This is a genomic window from Winogradskyella psychrotolerans, from assembly GCF_018860565.1.
GTDB lineage: Bacteria > Bacteroidota > Bacteroidia > Flavobacteriales > Flavobacteriaceae > Winogradskyella > Winogradskyella damuponensis.
This window is the reverse complement of sequence record NZ_JAHKPS010000022.1, coordinates 236,727-252,673: the sequence shown is the minus strand read 5'-3', so window position 1 is coordinate 252,673 and position 15,947 is coordinate 236,727. Positions and strand designations below refer to the sequence as shown.

Below are 15,947 nucleotides of genomic sequence, written 5' to 3'. Positions count from 1 at the left end.
TTATAAAGAACTCTTCTTAACTTTTTCTATTTCCTTAGAAACGGCTAGCATTTACTCATATTTCACAAAACAGTACAAGTCAAAATAAATTCAAAGCAAAAAACCTTGTTAATAAACAAGGTTCTTCTAAATTTTTCAATTAAAAACTTTACTCATCATCGTCATCTACTGTAGCAATAGCAGTAGCCGACTCATTTGTGTAAATTGAAGGATGACCGTTTTCATAATAAACGCCAGCGAATTCATTCACCGTTCCTATTTTTAAATACTTAGTTGTACCATTTTCAATATAACTAACAACACATTCACTATCCTTTAGTTTAAATGGGTAATCCTTATCTGCTTCAGGCTTCTTAAATGTGTAATCACGAGATTTGTTCTCAAGTACAGCAAAATATTTATCATCTTTCTTACTTAACTCTGATGTAAGATTTCTGAAATAAATACGATCTATTTTAATGTTTTCATCCAAGTCGGTAATAGGAATGAATATATTTATTCCTGTTCCTCCAACTTTAATTCCCGCATACCATTCTTGGAAAGCAGCTGGTTTGACTTTAAATGGTAATTGCTCTTCGAAAACGGGTCTAAATTTGCCTTCTTGGGCTACGCACTGAAAAGAAAAGGCGTAAATGAAAGCAAAAACTATGGCTAAAGTTGCCTTTTTTAGTAGTTTCATTGTAGTGTAGGTTAAGATTTGGAAAAGCCAATATAAATAAAAAATTCAATTACCTCCGTAAAAAACCTATTTTATCGACTAACTACACACTACACCAAAATTAAAACAAAGCCCTATTATGTTTCTTCATCATTAGATGCGACTAAAGTTGTTGCGCTATTTTCATAAATTGAAGGTGGGCCATTTTCATAATATACACCTGCTTTTTCACTAATGTCCGTCACTTTTAGATATTTAATTTCACCATTTTCAACATAACTAATAGCACATTCGTTGTCAGCTAAAGTAAACGGAAAATCTTTATCTTTTTCAGCCTTTTTAAAGGTGTAGTAAGGAGATTTATTTTTTAGAACGGCTTGATATCTACCATAATTTTCGACAAGTTTACCTTTAAGATTTCTAAAATAAACACTATCTATTTTGATATCATCATCTTTATTTACTATCGGTACAAAAACATTCATACCAGTACCACCAACTTTTATACCTGCATACCATTCTTGAAAAGCTATGGTTTTAACTTTAAACGTAGAAGGTATTTGAAACGTTGGTATAGGTTTTATACTTGGACTTTCTTCAGATATTATCATTGCTTCTCGTCTCCTTTGATAAGTTAAAGGTGGACCTTCTTCATAATAAATTTTTTCTCTTTTAACAACATCAGTTACTTTTATGTATTTCACTTCACCTTTTTCTACATACCTAATAGCACATTCATTATTAGCCAAAGAAAATGGATAGTCATTAGATTTATCTGAATTTTCAAAAGTGTATTCTGGTGAATTATTTTTTATAACTGAAGTATATCTACTATAGTTTCGAACCAGCTGGCCCTTAGAACTTCTAAAATAGATGCTATCTATTAATATGTTATCATCTTTATTTACGATTGGTACATAAAGATTAATTCCTGTACCTCCTTCATCACCACCAGCATGCCACTCTTGATAAGCTATTGTTTTAACTTTAAAAGATGTAGTGGCCTCTGATGCCGTATTTACTTTTAATCCTGCACATTGAAAAGTCAAAGAAAAAAGAACAGCTAAAACAATGGTATAAGTTACCTTCTTTAATAGTTTCATTTTATTGTAGGTTAAGATTTGGAATCGCAATATACGATAAAAAACCAATTTCAACTATAAAGTGTGCTATTTATTCGATAAACGGTATTTTTTAGTCAGAAACAAAAGATAATTTTAACACTATATGATCTTAAGGGAAAGGCTTTGGAGATGCACTAGGATAATTTAAGAACTTACGCTCATTTAGATTTGAAATTTTAAAATAACGCATTTTATTAGCTTTTACATAACTAACAACACACTCGTCGTCCTCTAATTTAAATGGCAAATTAGATGTGTTATCATTAGATTTGAATCGTCCAACATATAACAAACTGTTATTCGCATCGGGCAGTAATTTAGTTTTATGACCACGAAAATAAATGCTATCTAACTGTACGGATGATTTTTTTGACTGTAAATAAACGTTAATTCCAGAGCCACCTTCTTGTGTTCCAGCATTCCATTTTTGATAATAAACTGTTTCAAAAGTTAAGGGCATGTTTTTTTCGATTTTTGGTATACTTGAACATTGAACTAAAGTAACAACGCAAGTCAGTACTAGACTTAAAACCAATATGCTTCTGAATATTTTCATATTATAAATATAAGATTTTGGAAATGTATTTCCATAAAAAAACCTAACTCGTTAAAGTTAGGTTTATATAATTTATAGCTACTAATTACTATTTAATGACACATGTATTAATTATTCAAAGCTTCTGCTCCACCAACAATCTCTAAGATTTCGTTAGTAATTGCTGCCTGACGTGCTTTATTATATGTTAATTTAAGCTGATCTCTTAATTCTGTAGCATTATCTGTTGCCTTATGCATTGCTGTCATACGTGCACCATGTTCTGAGGCAAAAGAATCTCTAATACCTTTGTATAATTGCGTTTTTAAGGACTTAGGAATTAACTCTTCAACAATTTCTAATTTAGATGGTTCAAATACGTAGTCTAAATTAATGTTATCGTCACTTTCTACAGGCACTATAGGTAAGAACTGCTCTGTCATTATAATTTGTGTTGCAGCGTTCTTAAAGTGGTTGTAAACAACTTCAATTTTATCAAACTCACCTGATACAAATTTATCCATCAGCATTTCTGCTATAACAGAAACATTATCAAAGGTTAAATCGTCAAAAATTTCACTTTTATTTCCAATAACTCTATTTTGTTTTGCAAATGCATCATTAGCTTTTTTACCAATAGCTAATACTGAAACATTTTTAGTTGCATAAACATCATTAATCAAAATATTAGTTTGCTTAATAATATTAGAATTAAAGGCACCACATAGCCCTCTGTTAGATGTAACAGCTACAATAAGTACGTTTTTTATCTCACGTTGTTCTGCATACTTACTTCCAGAATCTGCATCTAAAGTTGCACTTAAACTCTGAAGCAATTCCGTTAACTTATTAGAATAAGGACGCATCGCTGTAATAGCATCTTGGGCTTTCTTTAACTTAGCAGCAGATACCATTTTCATGGCACTGGTAATCTGCATCGTTGATGACACCGATGATATTCTGTTTCTAATTTCCTTTAAATTCGCCATTCTTTATATGATAAAGACTCTTTGCCTAAGCTCAGAGTGACATTAGTTTAATACTTAAAATTTAGAGTTATGAGTTGGTTGTCTCATAACTCTAAACTTATAACTTTATGATCTGTACTTTCCTGAAAGGTCTTTTGCTACACTTGTTAGCGTATCAATAACCTCATCAGTTAATTTACCTGCTTTTAGTAAATCTAAAGTATCTCTATGCTTTGCATTTAAGAATTCGATATAATCTCTTTCAAACTCTTTTACTTTCTCTACAGGAACATCTTTTAATAAGTTCTTAGAACCTGCATAAATAATTGCTACCTGATCTTCTACTTTAAAAGGATCATTTTGCGCTTGTTTTAAAATCTCAACGTTACGCTTTCCTTTATTAATCACATTTAAAGTCACAGCATCTAAATCTGAACCAAACTTAGCAAACGCTTCTAATTCACGGTACTGAGCTTGATCTAATTTTAATGTACCAGATACTTTTTTCATAGACTTAATCTGTGCATTACCACCCACACGAGATACAGAAATACCTACGTTAATTGCTGGACGAACACCAGAGTTAAATAAATCACCATCTAAGAAAATCTGACCATCTGTAATAGAAATTACGTTGGTTGGGATATAAGCAGAAACGTCACCTGCTTGCGTTTCAATAATTGGTAATGCTGTTAATGAACCACCACCTTTTACCATTGGTTTTAAAACATCTGGAAGGTCATTCATTTCTTTAGCAATCTCATCGTTATTGATAATCTTAGCAGAACGCTCTAATAATCTTGAGTGTAAATAAAATACATCACCAGGATATGCCTCACGTCCTGGAGGACGTCTTAATAATAAAGATACTTCACGGTAAGCAACAGCTTGTTTTGATAAATCATCAAATACAATTAAAGCTGGACGACCAGTATCTCTAAAATATTCACCAATAGATGCTCCTGTCATAGGTGCCCATACTTGCATTGCAGCAGGATCTGATGCATTTGCAGCTACTATAGTGGTGTATGCTAAAGCTCCTTTTTCTTCTAAAGTTTTAGCGATTAAAGCTACTGTTGAAGCCTTTTGACCTACAGCAACATATATACAATATACAGGCTCACCTGCATCGTAAAATTCTTTTTGATTTAAGATAGCATCAATACAAACGGCAGTTTTACCAGTTTGACGGTCACCAATAACCAACTCACGTTGACCTCTACCTACAGGGATCATAGCATCAATAGCCTTAATACCTGTTTGTAATGGCTCAGTTACTGGCTCTCTGTAAATAACACCTGGTGCTTTACGCTCTAGAGGCATTTCATAAGTATCACCAACAATTGGTCCTTTACCATCAATTGGGTTACCTAAAGTATCTACAACACGTCCAACAATACCTTCACCTACTTTTACAGATGCGATACGTCCTGTACGTTTTACTGTAGAACCTTCTTTAATTCCTATTGAAGTTCCTAAAAGTACTATACCTACATTATCTTCTTCAAGGTTAAGTACGATACCTTCTGCACCACCTTCAAATTCAACTAATTCACCATATTGTGTATTAGCTAATCCGTAAGCACGTACAATACCATCACCTACAGTTAATACCGTTCCTACTTCGTCTAATGAAGCACCTGCTTCAAAACCTGAAAGTTGTTGTTTTAAGATTGCTGATATTTCAGCTGGTTTTACTTCTGCCATCTCTTTTAGTCTTTAGCTTTTAGCTTTTAGTTTTTTTAGAACTAACCTAAAACTATATTAATTTAATGTAAATTCTCTTTTTAATTTATCGAGCTTATTAGCAATACTAGCATTGTACTGAATATCACCTACTCGTAATATGAAACCACCTATGATGCTTTCATCTATAATACTTTTTACTTCTGCGTCTTTTCCTGTAAGTTCCTTAACCTTAGTTAATACTTTCGTTTTTAACTCTTCTGTTAAAGGAATTGCTGTTGTAACAGATGCTATTTGGCGACCTTTTAATTGATCATATAAATGAACATAACTTGAAGCTACATCATTTAATAAAGGTAATCTCTTATTAGCAATTAAGATATCAATTAAATTAGTGGTTGCTACATTAGCATCTTTAAAGATAGCTAATAAAACCGCTTTTTTATCTGAAGACCTTACAACAGGACTTTGAAGCATCTGATTTAAATCTTCATTCCCAGCGATAGCATTAGTAATTGATTTCATATCACTATTTACTACCTCAGTAGATTTTTGATCTGTAGCTAAGCTTAAAACCGCTTTAGCATATCGTATTGCCGCTCTTGATCCTGACATCTCTTACTAGTTTAAAGTTGCTTCACCTAACATAGACTCTACTAATTCTAGTTGCTTGTCTTTGTTAGATAATTCATTACGCACTACTTTTTCTGCGATATCTAATGATAATCCGGCAACATGACTTTTTAATTCTGCCATAGCTGCTTTCTTTTCACTTACAATTGCTTCTTGCGCTTGTGTTATCATTTTATTGGCTTGCGTTTTCGCCTCTTCTTCTGCGTCAGCAATCATTTTAGTTTTAAGCTCACGTGCTTCTTTAAGCATCGTTTCTCTTTCTAAACGTGCTTCTTGCAATAACCTTTCGTTATCTGCCTGAAGGTTTGCCATCTCACGCTTTGCCTTTTCTGCAGCATCTAAAGCGCTTTGAATTCCTTCTTCTCTCTCATTTAAAGAACTAAGAATTGGTTTCCACGCAAACTTCACCATAAGGGCTATTAGTGCCAACATTAATATTGTTGATACTACAAATAATCCTGGTGAAAAATCGTTTAATAATGTTTCCATACTATTAAATAATTAAATGTTTTGTCTTTTTTTAATTTAAAAACACATCCTGCAACCAACCGTTGCAGGCTTTGTGTTCTTGTACATTTGATTTGGTTCTTATTTTCCTAAGAATAAAGCACCAAATGCTAAACCTTCTAAAAGTGCGGCAACAATAATCATTGCTGTTTGGATCTTACCTGCTGCTTCTGGTTGACGAGCAATACCTTCCATTGCTTTTCCACCGATTTGACCAAGTCCAATACCTGCTCCGATTACGATTAATCCTGCTCCAATTAAATTGTAAGTTACTGGTTCCATAAAAATTGATATATAAAATTAAATTAAAAAAATTCGTCTTAAATGAAATCTCCTCTCACGTCCTCTACGTCAGAAGAAACTTCGTGATCATGTTCATGATTGTGTTCTGCTACAGCCATACCAATAAATAAAGCGGAAAGCATTGTAAAAATATACGCTTGTAAAAACGCTACTAATAATTCGATTAATAAAAGGAAAAATGATAATACAAACGATAAGCTTGTTGCACCAACCACACCTAAAGACTCTTTAAGTGTAAACATAATTGCAATTAAACTCATTAATACAATATGTCCTGCAGAAATGTTTGCAAACAAACGTACTAGTAATGAGAAAGGCTTAATAATAAATGCACCTACCAATTCAATTACAGCTAATATTGGTTTTACAAAGATTGGTACACCTGGCATCCATAATATGTGCATCCAGTAATCTTTATTACCACTTATAGTATAAATAATTAAAGTAAATATTGCTAAACATGCTGTAACAGCTAACTGACCTGTAACGTTAAAACCTAATGGAGTTAAACCTGCTAAGTTTAAAATCCATATAAAGAAGAATACCGTTAAAAGGTACCCTGTAAATTTGCGGTAGTGCTTTTCACCAATATTTGGTCTTGCAATTTCGTCTCTTACGTAAAGCACTAACGGCTCTAAAATTCGACCGAAACCTGTAGGAATTTGTTTTTTCTTGTATTGTTTTGCTAATCTAGAGAACCAGAATAGCATTAAAAGTCCTATTAATAAGATACCGATAACACTTTTAGTAATTGAAAAATCTAAAACCTTTGAAGCATTAGTCGCATGATGATCTGCATCAAACTCAACAGCAGTAGCTCCTTTTTCTAATTCGTAAATTTTAGAGTGAATCTTTGTAAACTTAAGACCGTCTTTTTCTACAATAACTTGTCCGTTATCATCATGGTGAAATTCTGAAGACATAAAAGTTACCAATCCTTCAGAAGACCAAAGTATTACAGGTAATGCTACACCAAAATGCTGACGTTCTCCTGCATCATCGGTATACGAAAACAGATTAAAATCATGAGAGTCTTTAAGGTGGTGAACTATATACTCTTCTACCTCTTGTTTACCAGAAATTTGACCACCATCTCCTCCAGCATTAATCGCTAAAATAGATGTTGGTAAAAACATCAAAACTGCTAATACTAAAAACTTAAAACTTTGTTTAACTATCTTCATTCTAATAAAATAAAAAAAACCTCTTCTCAAATTCCGTGCAAAAGTACGCAATTTATTAAAATAACAATGTGTTTTTTGTATCTAATATTTAAACCCCATTTTTGATATTATTTTAACGATAAAAAACACCTCCAATCCTAGAAATAAGAGTATTGGAATTAGAATGTTTAATTGTTCGGTTGTATTTAAAATTTCAATATTGAAAATGGTATCCTTAAACGCGACATAAAACAGTATGCCTTTTATAAAAAGCGTAGGCAAATAGATAAATCCTAGTTGGGTCTCTAGGCCTTTAATAAGAGAGAAAAATTGAAAATGAACACAGATTAGCAAAGAAGCTACCGCAAAAAACAAGTTAGTATCCCAAAGACTAAATCTAACAGTACTATGTAATTGGTTAAGAATAAATTCTTGCGAAAAATGAACCATTAGAAATAATACCGCAAAGGATATTACATATATTATAAGTGATTTAATCATCTTCTTTAGATACTTTTATAACTTGAGAAATCACCAAATACATTGAAATAAAGATAGAGACAAGTGTTATTGTGGTCTCTAAATAATCTTTATCGTATGTTACATCTAACCATTGTCCTAAATAATTTCCAAGAAAAATAGTGCCTCCCATTTGAAATGCGACAGATGTAAACCGTATAAATTTATTGGGTCCTTTTTTATTTGCTTTGGGCTGCTGCGGCTTGCTGCGGTCGGCTTGGCTCATTAGAAATTGATTTAACAGTACCTTTCATACTACATGTAGCATTAAATGTTGCTCCTGGCTCAACCGCTAATTTGGTAATATGAACTTCGCCTTCTATATGTGCCGTAGATTTTAATGACAACGTACCTGACAAAATAAGTTTTCCTGAAAATTTACCTTCAAAATCGGCATTTTCACCTTGTAAGGTACCTTTAATAAAGCCTGATTTACCAACAACGACCTTTCCCGATGTTTTTACATTACCCTCAACGGTTCCGTCAATTCTAAATGGTCCTTGACTTGCAATGTCACCTACAATTTTAGTGCCTTGCGCTATTATGTTTTGCTGAGTACTTGTTTCCATGATTGATTTGTGTTTTGGTTTTTTTCTATCTGAAGAAAACATGTTGATTTGGTTTTAAATTACTGTAACTCTAAATAAGCATTTAAATTTTTATGTCTTTGAATAATTGCATAGTTTGGGGAAGAAATAGCAAAATAAGGTCGTGTTATTTTTGGTTTCACCACGCGACCTCTTTTATCTTTTTCTTCAGATTTAAGCAATTCGGCAAATCCTTTTGCTCCTCCTATACTTTTTAATCCATGAACAACAACAAAGGTAGTGTTTTCATCGTAAACATCCTTTGACGTCTTAAGGTCAAAGTAGTCTATTTTAGCCACTTCCTCATCTAAAATCTTTATAAATGCATCTATATCTTCTCCTGCATTATTTTCGAATTGAAAAATAACATTAAATTTTTCAGCATTATCATCTGGTATAAATTCCTTTTTTGCTAAAACTGGAAACGCATTTGTAATAATGTCTTGGGCTTTTTTACCTTCTTCTGTATTAACATAAGTTAAGGCGATATAATTAATACCCGCTTTATAAGCTTCAAAACCATAAAGTCTCCCTTTAGCTGATGCTTTTAAAATTTCAAACTTAGGAACAAAATCATCACCTTCTAGTCGTTTAATTTGGGTTTCGGCCTCTGCAATTACAGCCGCATATTCTTCGTTAGCAAATTGCTTATAGAGATTGGTATAAATATACTCTGGACTGTTTTCGTCTTTAGACAATTCTGATTGTGGATTTAATAGAATTTCGGCATAACGAGAATCTGGATATTCATTAATAATTGCCAATTTCATCGTTTCGGCCTTTAGATTTAAACCTAATTCTAAATAAATACGATATAAATTATATTTTGAAGGCAATATTAATCGGTCTTCTGGATTGTTTTCTAAAAGATCTTCAAATCTTGATTTTGCCAATTCAAGCTCTTTAAATTTCTCTTTATATATAATTCCCAATTGGTAATACGCAAAATTGCGTTCTTTAGCAATGCTATCTATTTCTACTTGTTCTGTTGGCAATGATGCTAAATAGGTCTCAGGGTTAAATAGCTTATCTTCAATAGTGGCATCTGTCAAACTATCCCCTTGTATTGTATTTGCAATATTAGCACCCTGACTTGAATGCCTCCAATTATCCTGAAGTTTACGATTTCCCCATAGTTTTAGAAATTCGTTTTTACCGTAAGCAACCGTTGTTGTATTGTAAAAATAAAAACTACTATTATTCTTGTTTCCACTTAGCGTTTTAAGATCTCGAGACAAACCTGGTGGATTACCTAGGCTTTTTGGATTTCTTTTATCGAAATTATTAGCTGCTACCGTTTGATTTTTCTGCTGCTGCACGGCTTTTTCTTGTAGTTCTTTTTCTTCTAAAGCTTTTAAGCGTTGGTCTTCAGCAAATTTTGTATAAATAGCTAACTGCTCCGCTTTTGAAAGCCCAATTATTCTAAGAATACTATCGTTAGTTTGCGCAATACCTTCATAGTAAATTACATCATCAAGGTTTTCGCGCTTCTTTTTTATAATTCTGTACGGCTTGGTGTTTTTCACCATAGCTGTAAGTGTTGAATCGTAATATGCTCCAGCAGTTTTATAACTGTTTTTGTCGAAATACATATTCCCTAAAGTTTCATAGTTTAAGGATCTTAGGTATTGATCTGAACTTATTTTTCTTAAGGACTTATTATAATATACTTCTGAAAGACTATCTGAAGCCTTAGCACGATGATATTCTGCAATGCGATAATAGATTTTATCTAGAAACGGTCTATTTTCTCTATTTTCTTCAAGCTCTGTAAGATATTCTTGAAATTCAATATCGTTTCCATTGGCAATATCAAAATTATTTGATTTTTCAATGTGTGCATTAATGTAGAAAGATCTTGGAATTTTACGATGCATATCAATTATAGCATCAAATTCCATGTTTGCACTATCCTTTTTTCCAAACTCATTATAGAGTTGCCCTTTAATATAATGGTATCGTGCTTTTTCTCTTTTTATCTCTGTGTTTTCTGCAGCAATAGTAAGTTGCGCAATAGCACTATCTTTAGATTTTATATTAAGATAAGCCTGAGCTAAAGCTGCTGATGCGTCTGCCAAATCTTGCCCCTCTATTTCTTCTTCATTAAGTAAACGTTTTAGTTTCTCAATAGCACCTTCGTTATTATCTAAACGCATGCTTGTTTTTTCGCGCCAGATTTTAACTTGGTTAATTTTATCGCTTGTAGGATATTTATTTAAAATATTGTTGAACGCTGCCATAGCTGGAACAAAACGTTTATCAAAATATCGCGCTTGCCCTAAAAGCAAATACGCTTCGTCTATCTGAGGATTTTTTTCTTTTCCATTAAAATTCATTCCATGTACTTGTATGGCTTTAATGGCTTTTTCTTCAGCACGCTCAAAGTCTGCATTTTTGGTTTGCCCTGGTAAAAAAATATCATCTTCATCAACCTTCATACGCTCTACAGGTAAAAGCTCCCAGAAATTCTCTGTAAATTCATTATTTACTCCGTCTTTGCCACGCTCTAAAGCAATATTACCATTATAGAGCACATTGTACTTAGTGCCCAAGGCATGAAATTGCCTGTTAATGAATTTATCTTTTTTGGTCGAACAGCTTTGAGCAAGCATCAGTGCACAAAAAAGTAATAGTATATTTTTATAATAGGTTTTCAAACGTTGGTTCTATTTGGTTAATAGATAACTTAAAAACACCCTGTTTAGTGTGTTCTGTGGTAAAAATAAGCATCTTTTTGAATTTTTGATGTTATTTCATGGTTTTTCGAGGTAGTACACTATGTAAAAGCACAAAAAAAGCCCGTCATTAATTTAATAATCACGAGCTCTAAATTATATAAAATGAATTGTTATTCTTCTTCTTGCGAAACTACTGCTCTACCTGCAAAATGCGCTTCCAATTCTTTTAATGTCGCAGGATTGGTTTCTAGATCCTTAATAACGTTTCCTTTTTCTAACACAACAATACGCTCACAAACGTCTGTAACATGTGTTAAATCGTGACTAGACACTAAAACGGTAACCCCTTGTTTTTCGGCTAAATCTTTAATAATTTGCTTTAAACGAATTTGAGTTGTAGGATCTAAATTAGCAAAAGGTTCATCTAAAATAATAACTTCAGGCTGACCAATAAGTGCTGCTACAATACCGGCTTTCTTTTGATTTCCTTTACTTAAATCTCTGAGGTATTTTTTCTTTCCTATGATCTCTCCGTTAAAGAAGTCTTCAAACTTAGCTGTTAAAGTATCAACATCTGCTTTGTTTTGCCCTCGCAATTCTCCAATAAAATAGAAATACTCTTCAGGTGTTAAATAGCCTATTAAAAAACTTTCATCTATAAACGATGACGTAAATGGTTTCCAATCTTCACTTTCATCTACAACAACGTTATTGCTGGTAATGTTTCCAGTGGTTGGTTTTATTAAATCGAGTAATAAACTGAAATATGTTGTTTTTCCAGCTCCATTATTACCGACTAAACCAAAACTTTGGCCTTTAGGAATGGTTAATTCTTCAATATTAAGAACAGTTGTTCCGTTATATGTTTTTGAAAGGTCTTTAGTATATATCATGATGTATAATCTTAAGTGTTAATTAATTATCTTGACTAAAAGCGTCAATCATTTTGTATTTTGAATCGCCATATTTTTTAGTAATGCCTTTCATTAATTTTTTATGAAACACTATTCCTAAAACTCCGAGAACAATTAATAAAGCTATTGCTGCAGCAAAACCAGCAAGCCAGTTCACTAATCCAAATAATCCCATTGGCACTAACATAAGCGGAATACCTATGAGCCATTGTACAGCACCTGTACCTTGATAATTAAAGGCTGCTTTTTTATCTAATTCTATCTTTTTTCTATTAAAAGAACCTCCCCAAAGTATGACGTGCGTATTAACACCAATGTTATAAATGGCAGCCGCAAAATGCGCGATTAAAATCTTGTATCCGAAATACACATAAGGAATACCCAACACAAAAAGAAGTACAACACTAATCACCATAAGGATAAATTTTGAACGTAGATACTGTTCGTATTTAATATTCTGGCTCATTAAAAGTTTATAATAACCACTATCCCAAGCCGGAATAAATTGTCCGAAGTTGATAAGGAAAAATCCGGTTGAGAAAATCCCAATAAATGCTGACATAAAGGTCATTTCTCTATACATAGGTTGTGGATAGAAAAACAAACCGTAAAGCACACCAATGAGTAACAAAAATGTCATAGACTTGGTGCGTTTGTTTCTCCAAATCAGTTTTAAATCGAGTTTCATAAATGGTGCAATGTCTCCAAAACGCTCTGTCCATGATAAATCTGAAGCATTAACCTCAGCGACTTTAGATTTTAATGAGCTATCTAAATACAGTTTCTTTATTAACGTCTTATAGTTAAAAACATAACAACCAATTAAAACTGCAATAGGAATTAGAATAAAAATGGGATGATTCGCAATGGCTAAAAACCCGCTTCCTATTAACGACGTCATTGGTACAATTTCAAAATAATTTAAACCAAATAAAACACTTACTACAACGATTATAGGTAGAAATGACAATTCTGATTCTGCCGAAAACGCTTCGATTATAAAATTCAAGAAATTAATAATGAGCACTGTTATAATTAACGCAAACAGCCAGGTTATAATTTCAGAAACAGCATAACCATCTCCTATTAGCATTATACTAAAGGGTATGATAGCAAATAATGGTAAAAAATTAAAAAATGACAATGCTGATTTTCCTAACACATAATTAACAACAGTAGATCGTTTAATAGGAAGTGTTAGCAAAGGTTTTACACTCATTACTGGTAGTTTTTGCAAAAAGAAACGCATTAATAAATCGCCAATAATCCAGTAAAACAAAAATCCATTGGCTACTACAAATGGGTCCTGCTCAGGATACATTTCTTTAAGGATAAAAAGAAGGCCGAATCCTAAGCCTAAAAACATGGCAACAAAATAAAGTGCAAAAAATACCATTAAGATATTAATCGCTATATTTTTCTGCCAATAAGACGAACGGAAATATTGTTTCCATTCGAGATTGAGAAAATGTTTTATCATAGTGTAATGATGGGTTGGTTTATGTAGTAAGTATTAAAAAACAGAAATTTGTTACAAACTAAATTCTGGGTAGGTTTCGTTTAGTAGTTTTTCGGCCTTACTTGGAATCACTTTTAAGCTGATATAATTAACTAAAGTTAATACCGTAAAAGCTAAAGAAAAGAGCAGTAAAAACAAGGTGTTTATTTCAAACTTATCTGGAATTGTAAATACATTATACATTTGTGAAATAAATATTAAAGATGTTCCACTTGCTTGCTTAAAAATTAGTTCTTCTAATAACCATTTTTTGTTAGAAATTTCTTTTCTACGTCTAAACTGCCTATTGAGTTGTGTACCTTTATAGATACACCAACCTGAAATTATAACGTAAAAAACCATCGTAAGAATGGCTGTATATTTTGAAGAAAAAGCGACATAAAACATTAAAAACAAAGCTATAGTTCCAATAATTTGCGGTAGCTCAAACCATTTTTTAAGTTCGTTCCACAAATAACCTCTATAGCGTTTGTTCATAGCCTTTTGTTTCTGCTCAATGGCATCCATAAAACCAAAAATCCCGAACTTTTTAAAGGCTTTATTTTTAGCATCTTCAAAACTGAGTTTGGGTTGATTTTGCCATTGCTCTTCAATATCGTTGGCTAAATGATCTACGAGTTCGGTTTGTAAGTCGTAGTGCTCTACAAAATGTTGTCTTGTAAAAGCGTAGAGGTCTTGTATTTGAGGTTCGGTAAGTTTCATGATGTTAAAAGCTGATAACGTTCTTTGGTGGTATTTAATACTTCTTTATAAAGCATAAAACTGACTCTAGTTAAAGGATAAATAAGGACATAAAAGCCTATAATATATCTATAATCCACGATGCCATTATAAGTAAACTCATCTTTATAAAAATTTAGAATAGCACCTTGAAAGCACAAAAAAGAAGAATTAAGCAAACCCACCATATTAGCGTTTAATGAGTGCCTAACCCCTTTTCTAAACACATATTTAAATTTTAGTAATTCTGGAATTGCCAGCGTAATTAATGCCACCAATAATGCTGTTTTTGGTTTGTATTGATAAGTGACAAATATCATCATAACAAATAGAAGATACTCTAACATAAAGCTATAAGACAACAGCGTTTGTTTTAAAAGCACCCAATACCGTTTTCTGTTTTTTCTACTGATTTCCTTTTGCTTGTTTTTTGTAAACTTCTTAAACCCAATATTACTTTGGTATAAGCCACTTTCAAATATTTTACCCTTAGGAACTCCAAATTCTATACACTGGTTTCCAAAACCTCTATGAACGTCAAGTAAAGCTTCATTAAAAGAAATACCATCGTTAGTCATTTTATCTTCAACGGCAGAAACAATATGATCTAACAATTCTAAACGCACATCCCAGTATTTTACCTCGTTTTTAATGAGGTAGTTGTCTACGAATTGTATTTCTTCTTTGGTTAGTTTCATTGTTAATTCACTTTTAGACCTGCTAGGTTTTAAAAACCCGCTAGGTCTCCTTCTATTTAGGTTATGCTAGAGTTTTATATTGCTTTTCGTAACTCTTAAATAATTTTATGCTAACACGAACCAAGACCAACATTAAAGTTAAAACTATACTTACAATTCCGAGAATCCAAAGTACAGTCGCTAAATCTTTAGCTTGGTAGCTAAAATTAAAAATAATATTGGGTATTTGATAAAACACCAAAAATGGCATCGCTAAACGTTCAACCACTGAAAATCGTTTTAGATTTTTCCTTTTATGATAAACGACATAGGTTAAAATAAAGCCTGACAACCCAATCAGCGGAACATAAGAAACCACTATTCTAAACGTTTCTATATTGAAATTTGAATACAAAAAGTAAAACCCACCAAAAGACATCAAAAATATCAATAGTGTTAATGGATTTAATAATTCTTTTAAAAATGCCTTCCAAATTTTTCTATCGGCAGCTTTTAAAAATTGTTTATTGTCGTTTAACAGCTGTGCCTTGTTCTCAACCATATACGCTTTAAACACATTATAGAAATCGTTAGTCGTACTCGCCCGCATTCTATCTTCAATATCTGAGGCGACATGATCTACCATTTCCATTCTAATGTCAGCAAAAACCACATCAGAATTCTCTAAATACGTATCTATAAATTGTATTTGTTCTTTGGTTAGTTTCATTGTCATTTTAAATGAAGACCCGTTAG

The 15,947-nt window shown here is 32.4% G+C and carries 18 protein-coding genes; all 18 read right to left on the bottom strand.

The genetic code is table 11. From position 1 onward, the window contains the following. Window positions 1-148: 148 nt before the first annotated feature. The gene (locus tag KO504_RS10025; protein ID WP_215926486.1) at window positions 149-679 is read right to left on the bottom strand and encodes a hypothetical protein; all 531 of its coding nucleotides are present in this window, start codon (window positions 677-679) and stop codon (window positions 149-151) included. Window positions 680-795: 116 nt separating this feature from the next. Continuing rightward, window positions 796-1,761, bottom strand: coding sequence for a hypothetical protein (locus KO504_RS10020; protein ID WP_215926484.1), 966 nt, complete (start codon window positions 1,759-1,761; stop codon window positions 796-798). A gap of 130 nt (window positions 1,762-1,891) precedes the next feature. Next, window positions 1,892-2,242 carry a hypothetical protein gene (locus tag KO504_RS10015; protein WP_215926482.1) on the bottom strand — a complete coding sequence of 117 codons (351 nt, stop codon included), beginning with the start codon at window positions 2,240-2,242 and terminating at the stop codon, window positions 1,892-1,894. Between the two features lie 203 nt (window positions 2,243-2,445). Beyond that, a complete protein-coding gene (gene atpG / locus KO504_RS10010; protein ID WP_215926480.1) occupies window positions 2,446-3,306 on the bottom strand; it encodes an ATP synthase F1 subunit gamma in 861 nt (286 codons plus the stop codon). A 105-nt stretch (window positions 3,307-3,411) separates the two neighbouring features. Then, entirely contained in the window at window positions 3,412-4,992 is a 1,581-nt protein-coding gene (gene atpA, locus KO504_RS10005; RefSeq protein ID WP_215926479.1) for a F0F1 ATP synthase subunit alpha, read from the bottom strand. 57 nt (window positions 4,993-5,049) lie between these two features. Beyond that, window positions 5,050-5,586, bottom strand: a complete 537-nt coding sequence (gene atpH / locus KO504_RS10000) for an ATP synthase F1 subunit delta (RefSeq protein WP_215926477.1) — start codon at window positions 5,584-5,586, stop codon at window positions 5,050-5,052. Window positions 5,587-5,592: 6 nt separating this feature from the next. Beyond that, on the bottom strand, window positions 5,593-6,093 hold the full coding sequence (locus KO504_RS09995) for a F0F1 ATP synthase subunit B (protein ID WP_215926475.1): 501 nt from the start codon (window positions 6,091-6,093) through the stop codon (window positions 5,593-5,595). Between the two features lie 99 nt (window positions 6,094-6,192). Next, entirely contained in the window at window positions 6,193-6,393 is a 201-nt protein-coding gene (atpE, locus tag KO504_RS09990; RefSeq protein WP_020896353.1) for an ATP synthase F0 subunit C, read from the bottom strand. 38 nt (window positions 6,394-6,431) lie between these two features. Then, window positions 6,432-7,598, bottom strand: coding sequence for a F0F1 ATP synthase subunit A (gene atpB, locus KO504_RS09985; protein ID WP_215926473.1), 1,167 nt, complete (start codon window positions 7,596-7,598; stop codon window positions 6,432-6,434). An 81-nt stretch (window positions 7,599-7,679) separates the two neighbouring features. After that, entirely contained in the window at window positions 7,680-8,027 is a 348-nt protein-coding gene (locus KO504_RS17440; RefSeq protein WP_354667396.1) for a DUF6168 family protein, read from the bottom strand. 43 nt (window positions 8,028-8,070) lie between these two features. Beyond that, window positions 8,071-8,322: an AtpZ/AtpI family protein gene (locus KO504_RS09980; protein WP_215926471.1), complete on the bottom strand. Its 252-nt coding sequence runs from the start codon at window positions 8,320-8,322 to the stop codon at window positions 8,071-8,073. After that, on the bottom strand, window positions 8,276-8,707 hold the full coding sequence (locus KO504_RS09975) for a bactofilin family protein (RefSeq protein WP_215926470.1): 432 nt from the start codon (window positions 8,705-8,707) through the stop codon (window positions 8,276-8,278). The genes KO504_RS09980 and KO504_RS09975 overlap by 47 nt, the downstream gene beginning before the upstream one ends. A 17-nt stretch (window positions 8,708-8,724) precedes the next feature. Then, the gene (locus tag KO504_RS09970; protein ID WP_354667392.1) at window positions 8,725-11,235 is read right to left on the bottom strand and encodes a tetratricopeptide repeat protein; all 2,511 of its coding nucleotides are present in this window, start codon (window positions 11,233-11,235) and stop codon (window positions 8,725-8,727) included. Window positions 11,236-11,531: 296 nt separating this feature from the next. Further along, a complete protein-coding gene (locus KO504_RS09965; protein ID WP_215926468.1) occupies window positions 11,532-12,254 on the bottom strand; it encodes an ABC transporter ATP-binding protein in 723 nt (240 codons plus the stop codon). A gap of 22 nt (window positions 12,255-12,276) precedes the next feature. Continuing rightward, window positions 12,277-13,755: a DUF5687 family protein gene (locus KO504_RS09960; protein WP_215926466.1), complete on the bottom strand. Its 1,479-nt coding sequence runs from the start codon at window positions 13,753-13,755 to the stop codon at window positions 12,277-12,279. Window positions 13,756-13,806: 51 nt separating this feature from the next. Next, window positions 13,807-14,496, bottom strand: a complete 690-nt coding sequence (locus KO504_RS09955; RefSeq protein ID WP_215926464.1) for a hypothetical protein — start codon at window positions 14,494-14,496, stop codon at window positions 13,807-13,809. Next, the gene (locus KO504_RS09950) at window positions 14,493-15,212 is read right to left on the bottom strand and encodes a hypothetical protein (protein WP_215926462.1); all 720 of its coding nucleotides are present in this window, start codon (window positions 15,210-15,212) and stop codon (window positions 14,493-14,495) included. The genes KO504_RS09955 and KO504_RS09950 overlap by 4 nt, the downstream gene beginning before the upstream one ends. Window positions 15,213-15,273: 61 nt before the next feature. Beyond that, window positions 15,274-15,921: a hypothetical protein gene (locus KO504_RS09945; RefSeq protein WP_215926459.1), complete on the bottom strand. Its 648-nt coding sequence runs from the start codon at window positions 15,919-15,921 to the stop codon at window positions 15,274-15,276. Window positions 15,922-15,947: the final 26 nt, after the last annotated feature.

What these genes read in the sequence shown, in the direction of transcription:
- KO504_RS10025 (WP_215926486.1), bottom strand. Translation starts at nt 679, where the DNA reads ATGAAACTACTAAAAAAGGCAACTTTAGCCATAGTTTTTGCTTTCATT.
- KO504_RS09980 (WP_215926471.1), bottom strand. Translation starts at nt 8,322, where the DNA reads ATGAGCCAAGCCGACCGCAGCAAGCCGCAGCAGCCCAAAGCAAATAAA.
- KO504_RS09950 (WP_215926462.1), bottom strand. Translation starts at nt 15,212, where the DNA reads ATGAAACTAACCAAAGAAGAAATACAATTCGTAGACAACTACCTCATT.
- KO504_RS09955 (WP_215926464.1), bottom strand. Translation starts at nt 14,496, where the DNA reads ATGAAACTTACCGAACCTCAAATACAAGACCTCTACGCTTTTACAAGA.
- atpG (WP_215926480.1), bottom strand. Translation starts at nt 3,306, where the DNA reads ATGGCGAATTTAAAGGAAATTAGAAACAGAATATCATCGGTGTCATCA.
- atpB (WP_215926473.1), bottom strand. Translation starts at nt 7,598, where the DNA reads ATGAAGATAGTTAAACAAAGTTTTAAGTTTTTAGTATTAGCAGTTTTG.
- KO504_RS09995 (WP_215926475.1), bottom strand. Translation starts at nt 6,093, where the DNA reads ATGGAAACATTATTAAACGATTTTTCACCAGGATTATTTGTAGTATCA.
- KO504_RS10015 (WP_215926482.1), bottom strand. Translation starts at nt 2,242, where the DNA reads ATGCCCTTAACTTTTGAAACAGTTTATTATCAAAAATGGAATGCTGGA.
- atpE (WP_020896353.1), bottom strand. Translation starts at nt 6,393, where the DNA reads ATGGAACCAGTAACTTACAATTTAATTGGAGCAGGATTAATCGTAATC.
- KO504_RS09965 (WP_215926468.1), bottom strand. Translation starts at nt 12,254, where the DNA reads ATGATATATACTAAAGACCTTTCAAAAACATATAACGGAACAACTGTT.
- KO504_RS09975 (WP_215926470.1), bottom strand. Translation starts at nt 8,707, where the DNA reads ATGTTTTCTTCAGATAGAAAAAAACCAAAACACAAATCAATCATGGAA.
- KO504_RS17440 (WP_354667396.1), bottom strand. Translation starts at nt 8,027, where the DNA reads ATGGTTCATTTTTCGCAAGAATTTATTCTTAACCAATTACATAGTACT.
- atpA (WP_215926479.1), bottom strand. Translation starts at nt 4,992, where the DNA reads ATGGCAGAAGTAAAACCAGCTGAAATATCAGCAATCTTAAAACAACAA.
- KO504_RS10020 (WP_215926484.1), bottom strand. Translation starts at nt 1,761, where the DNA reads ATGAAACTATTAAAGAAGGTAACTTATACCATTGTTTTAGCTGTTCTT.
- KO504_RS09960 (WP_215926466.1), bottom strand. Translation starts at nt 13,755, where the DNA reads ATGATAAAACATTTTCTCAATCTCGAATGGAAACAATATTTCCGTTCG.
- KO504_RS09945 (WP_215926459.1), bottom strand. Translation starts at nt 15,921, where the DNA reads ATGAAACTAACCAAAGAACAAATACAATTTATAGATACGTATTTAGAG.
- atpH (WP_215926477.1), bottom strand. Translation starts at nt 5,586, where the DNA reads ATGTCAGGATCAAGAGCGGCAATACGATATGCTAAAGCGGTTTTAAGC.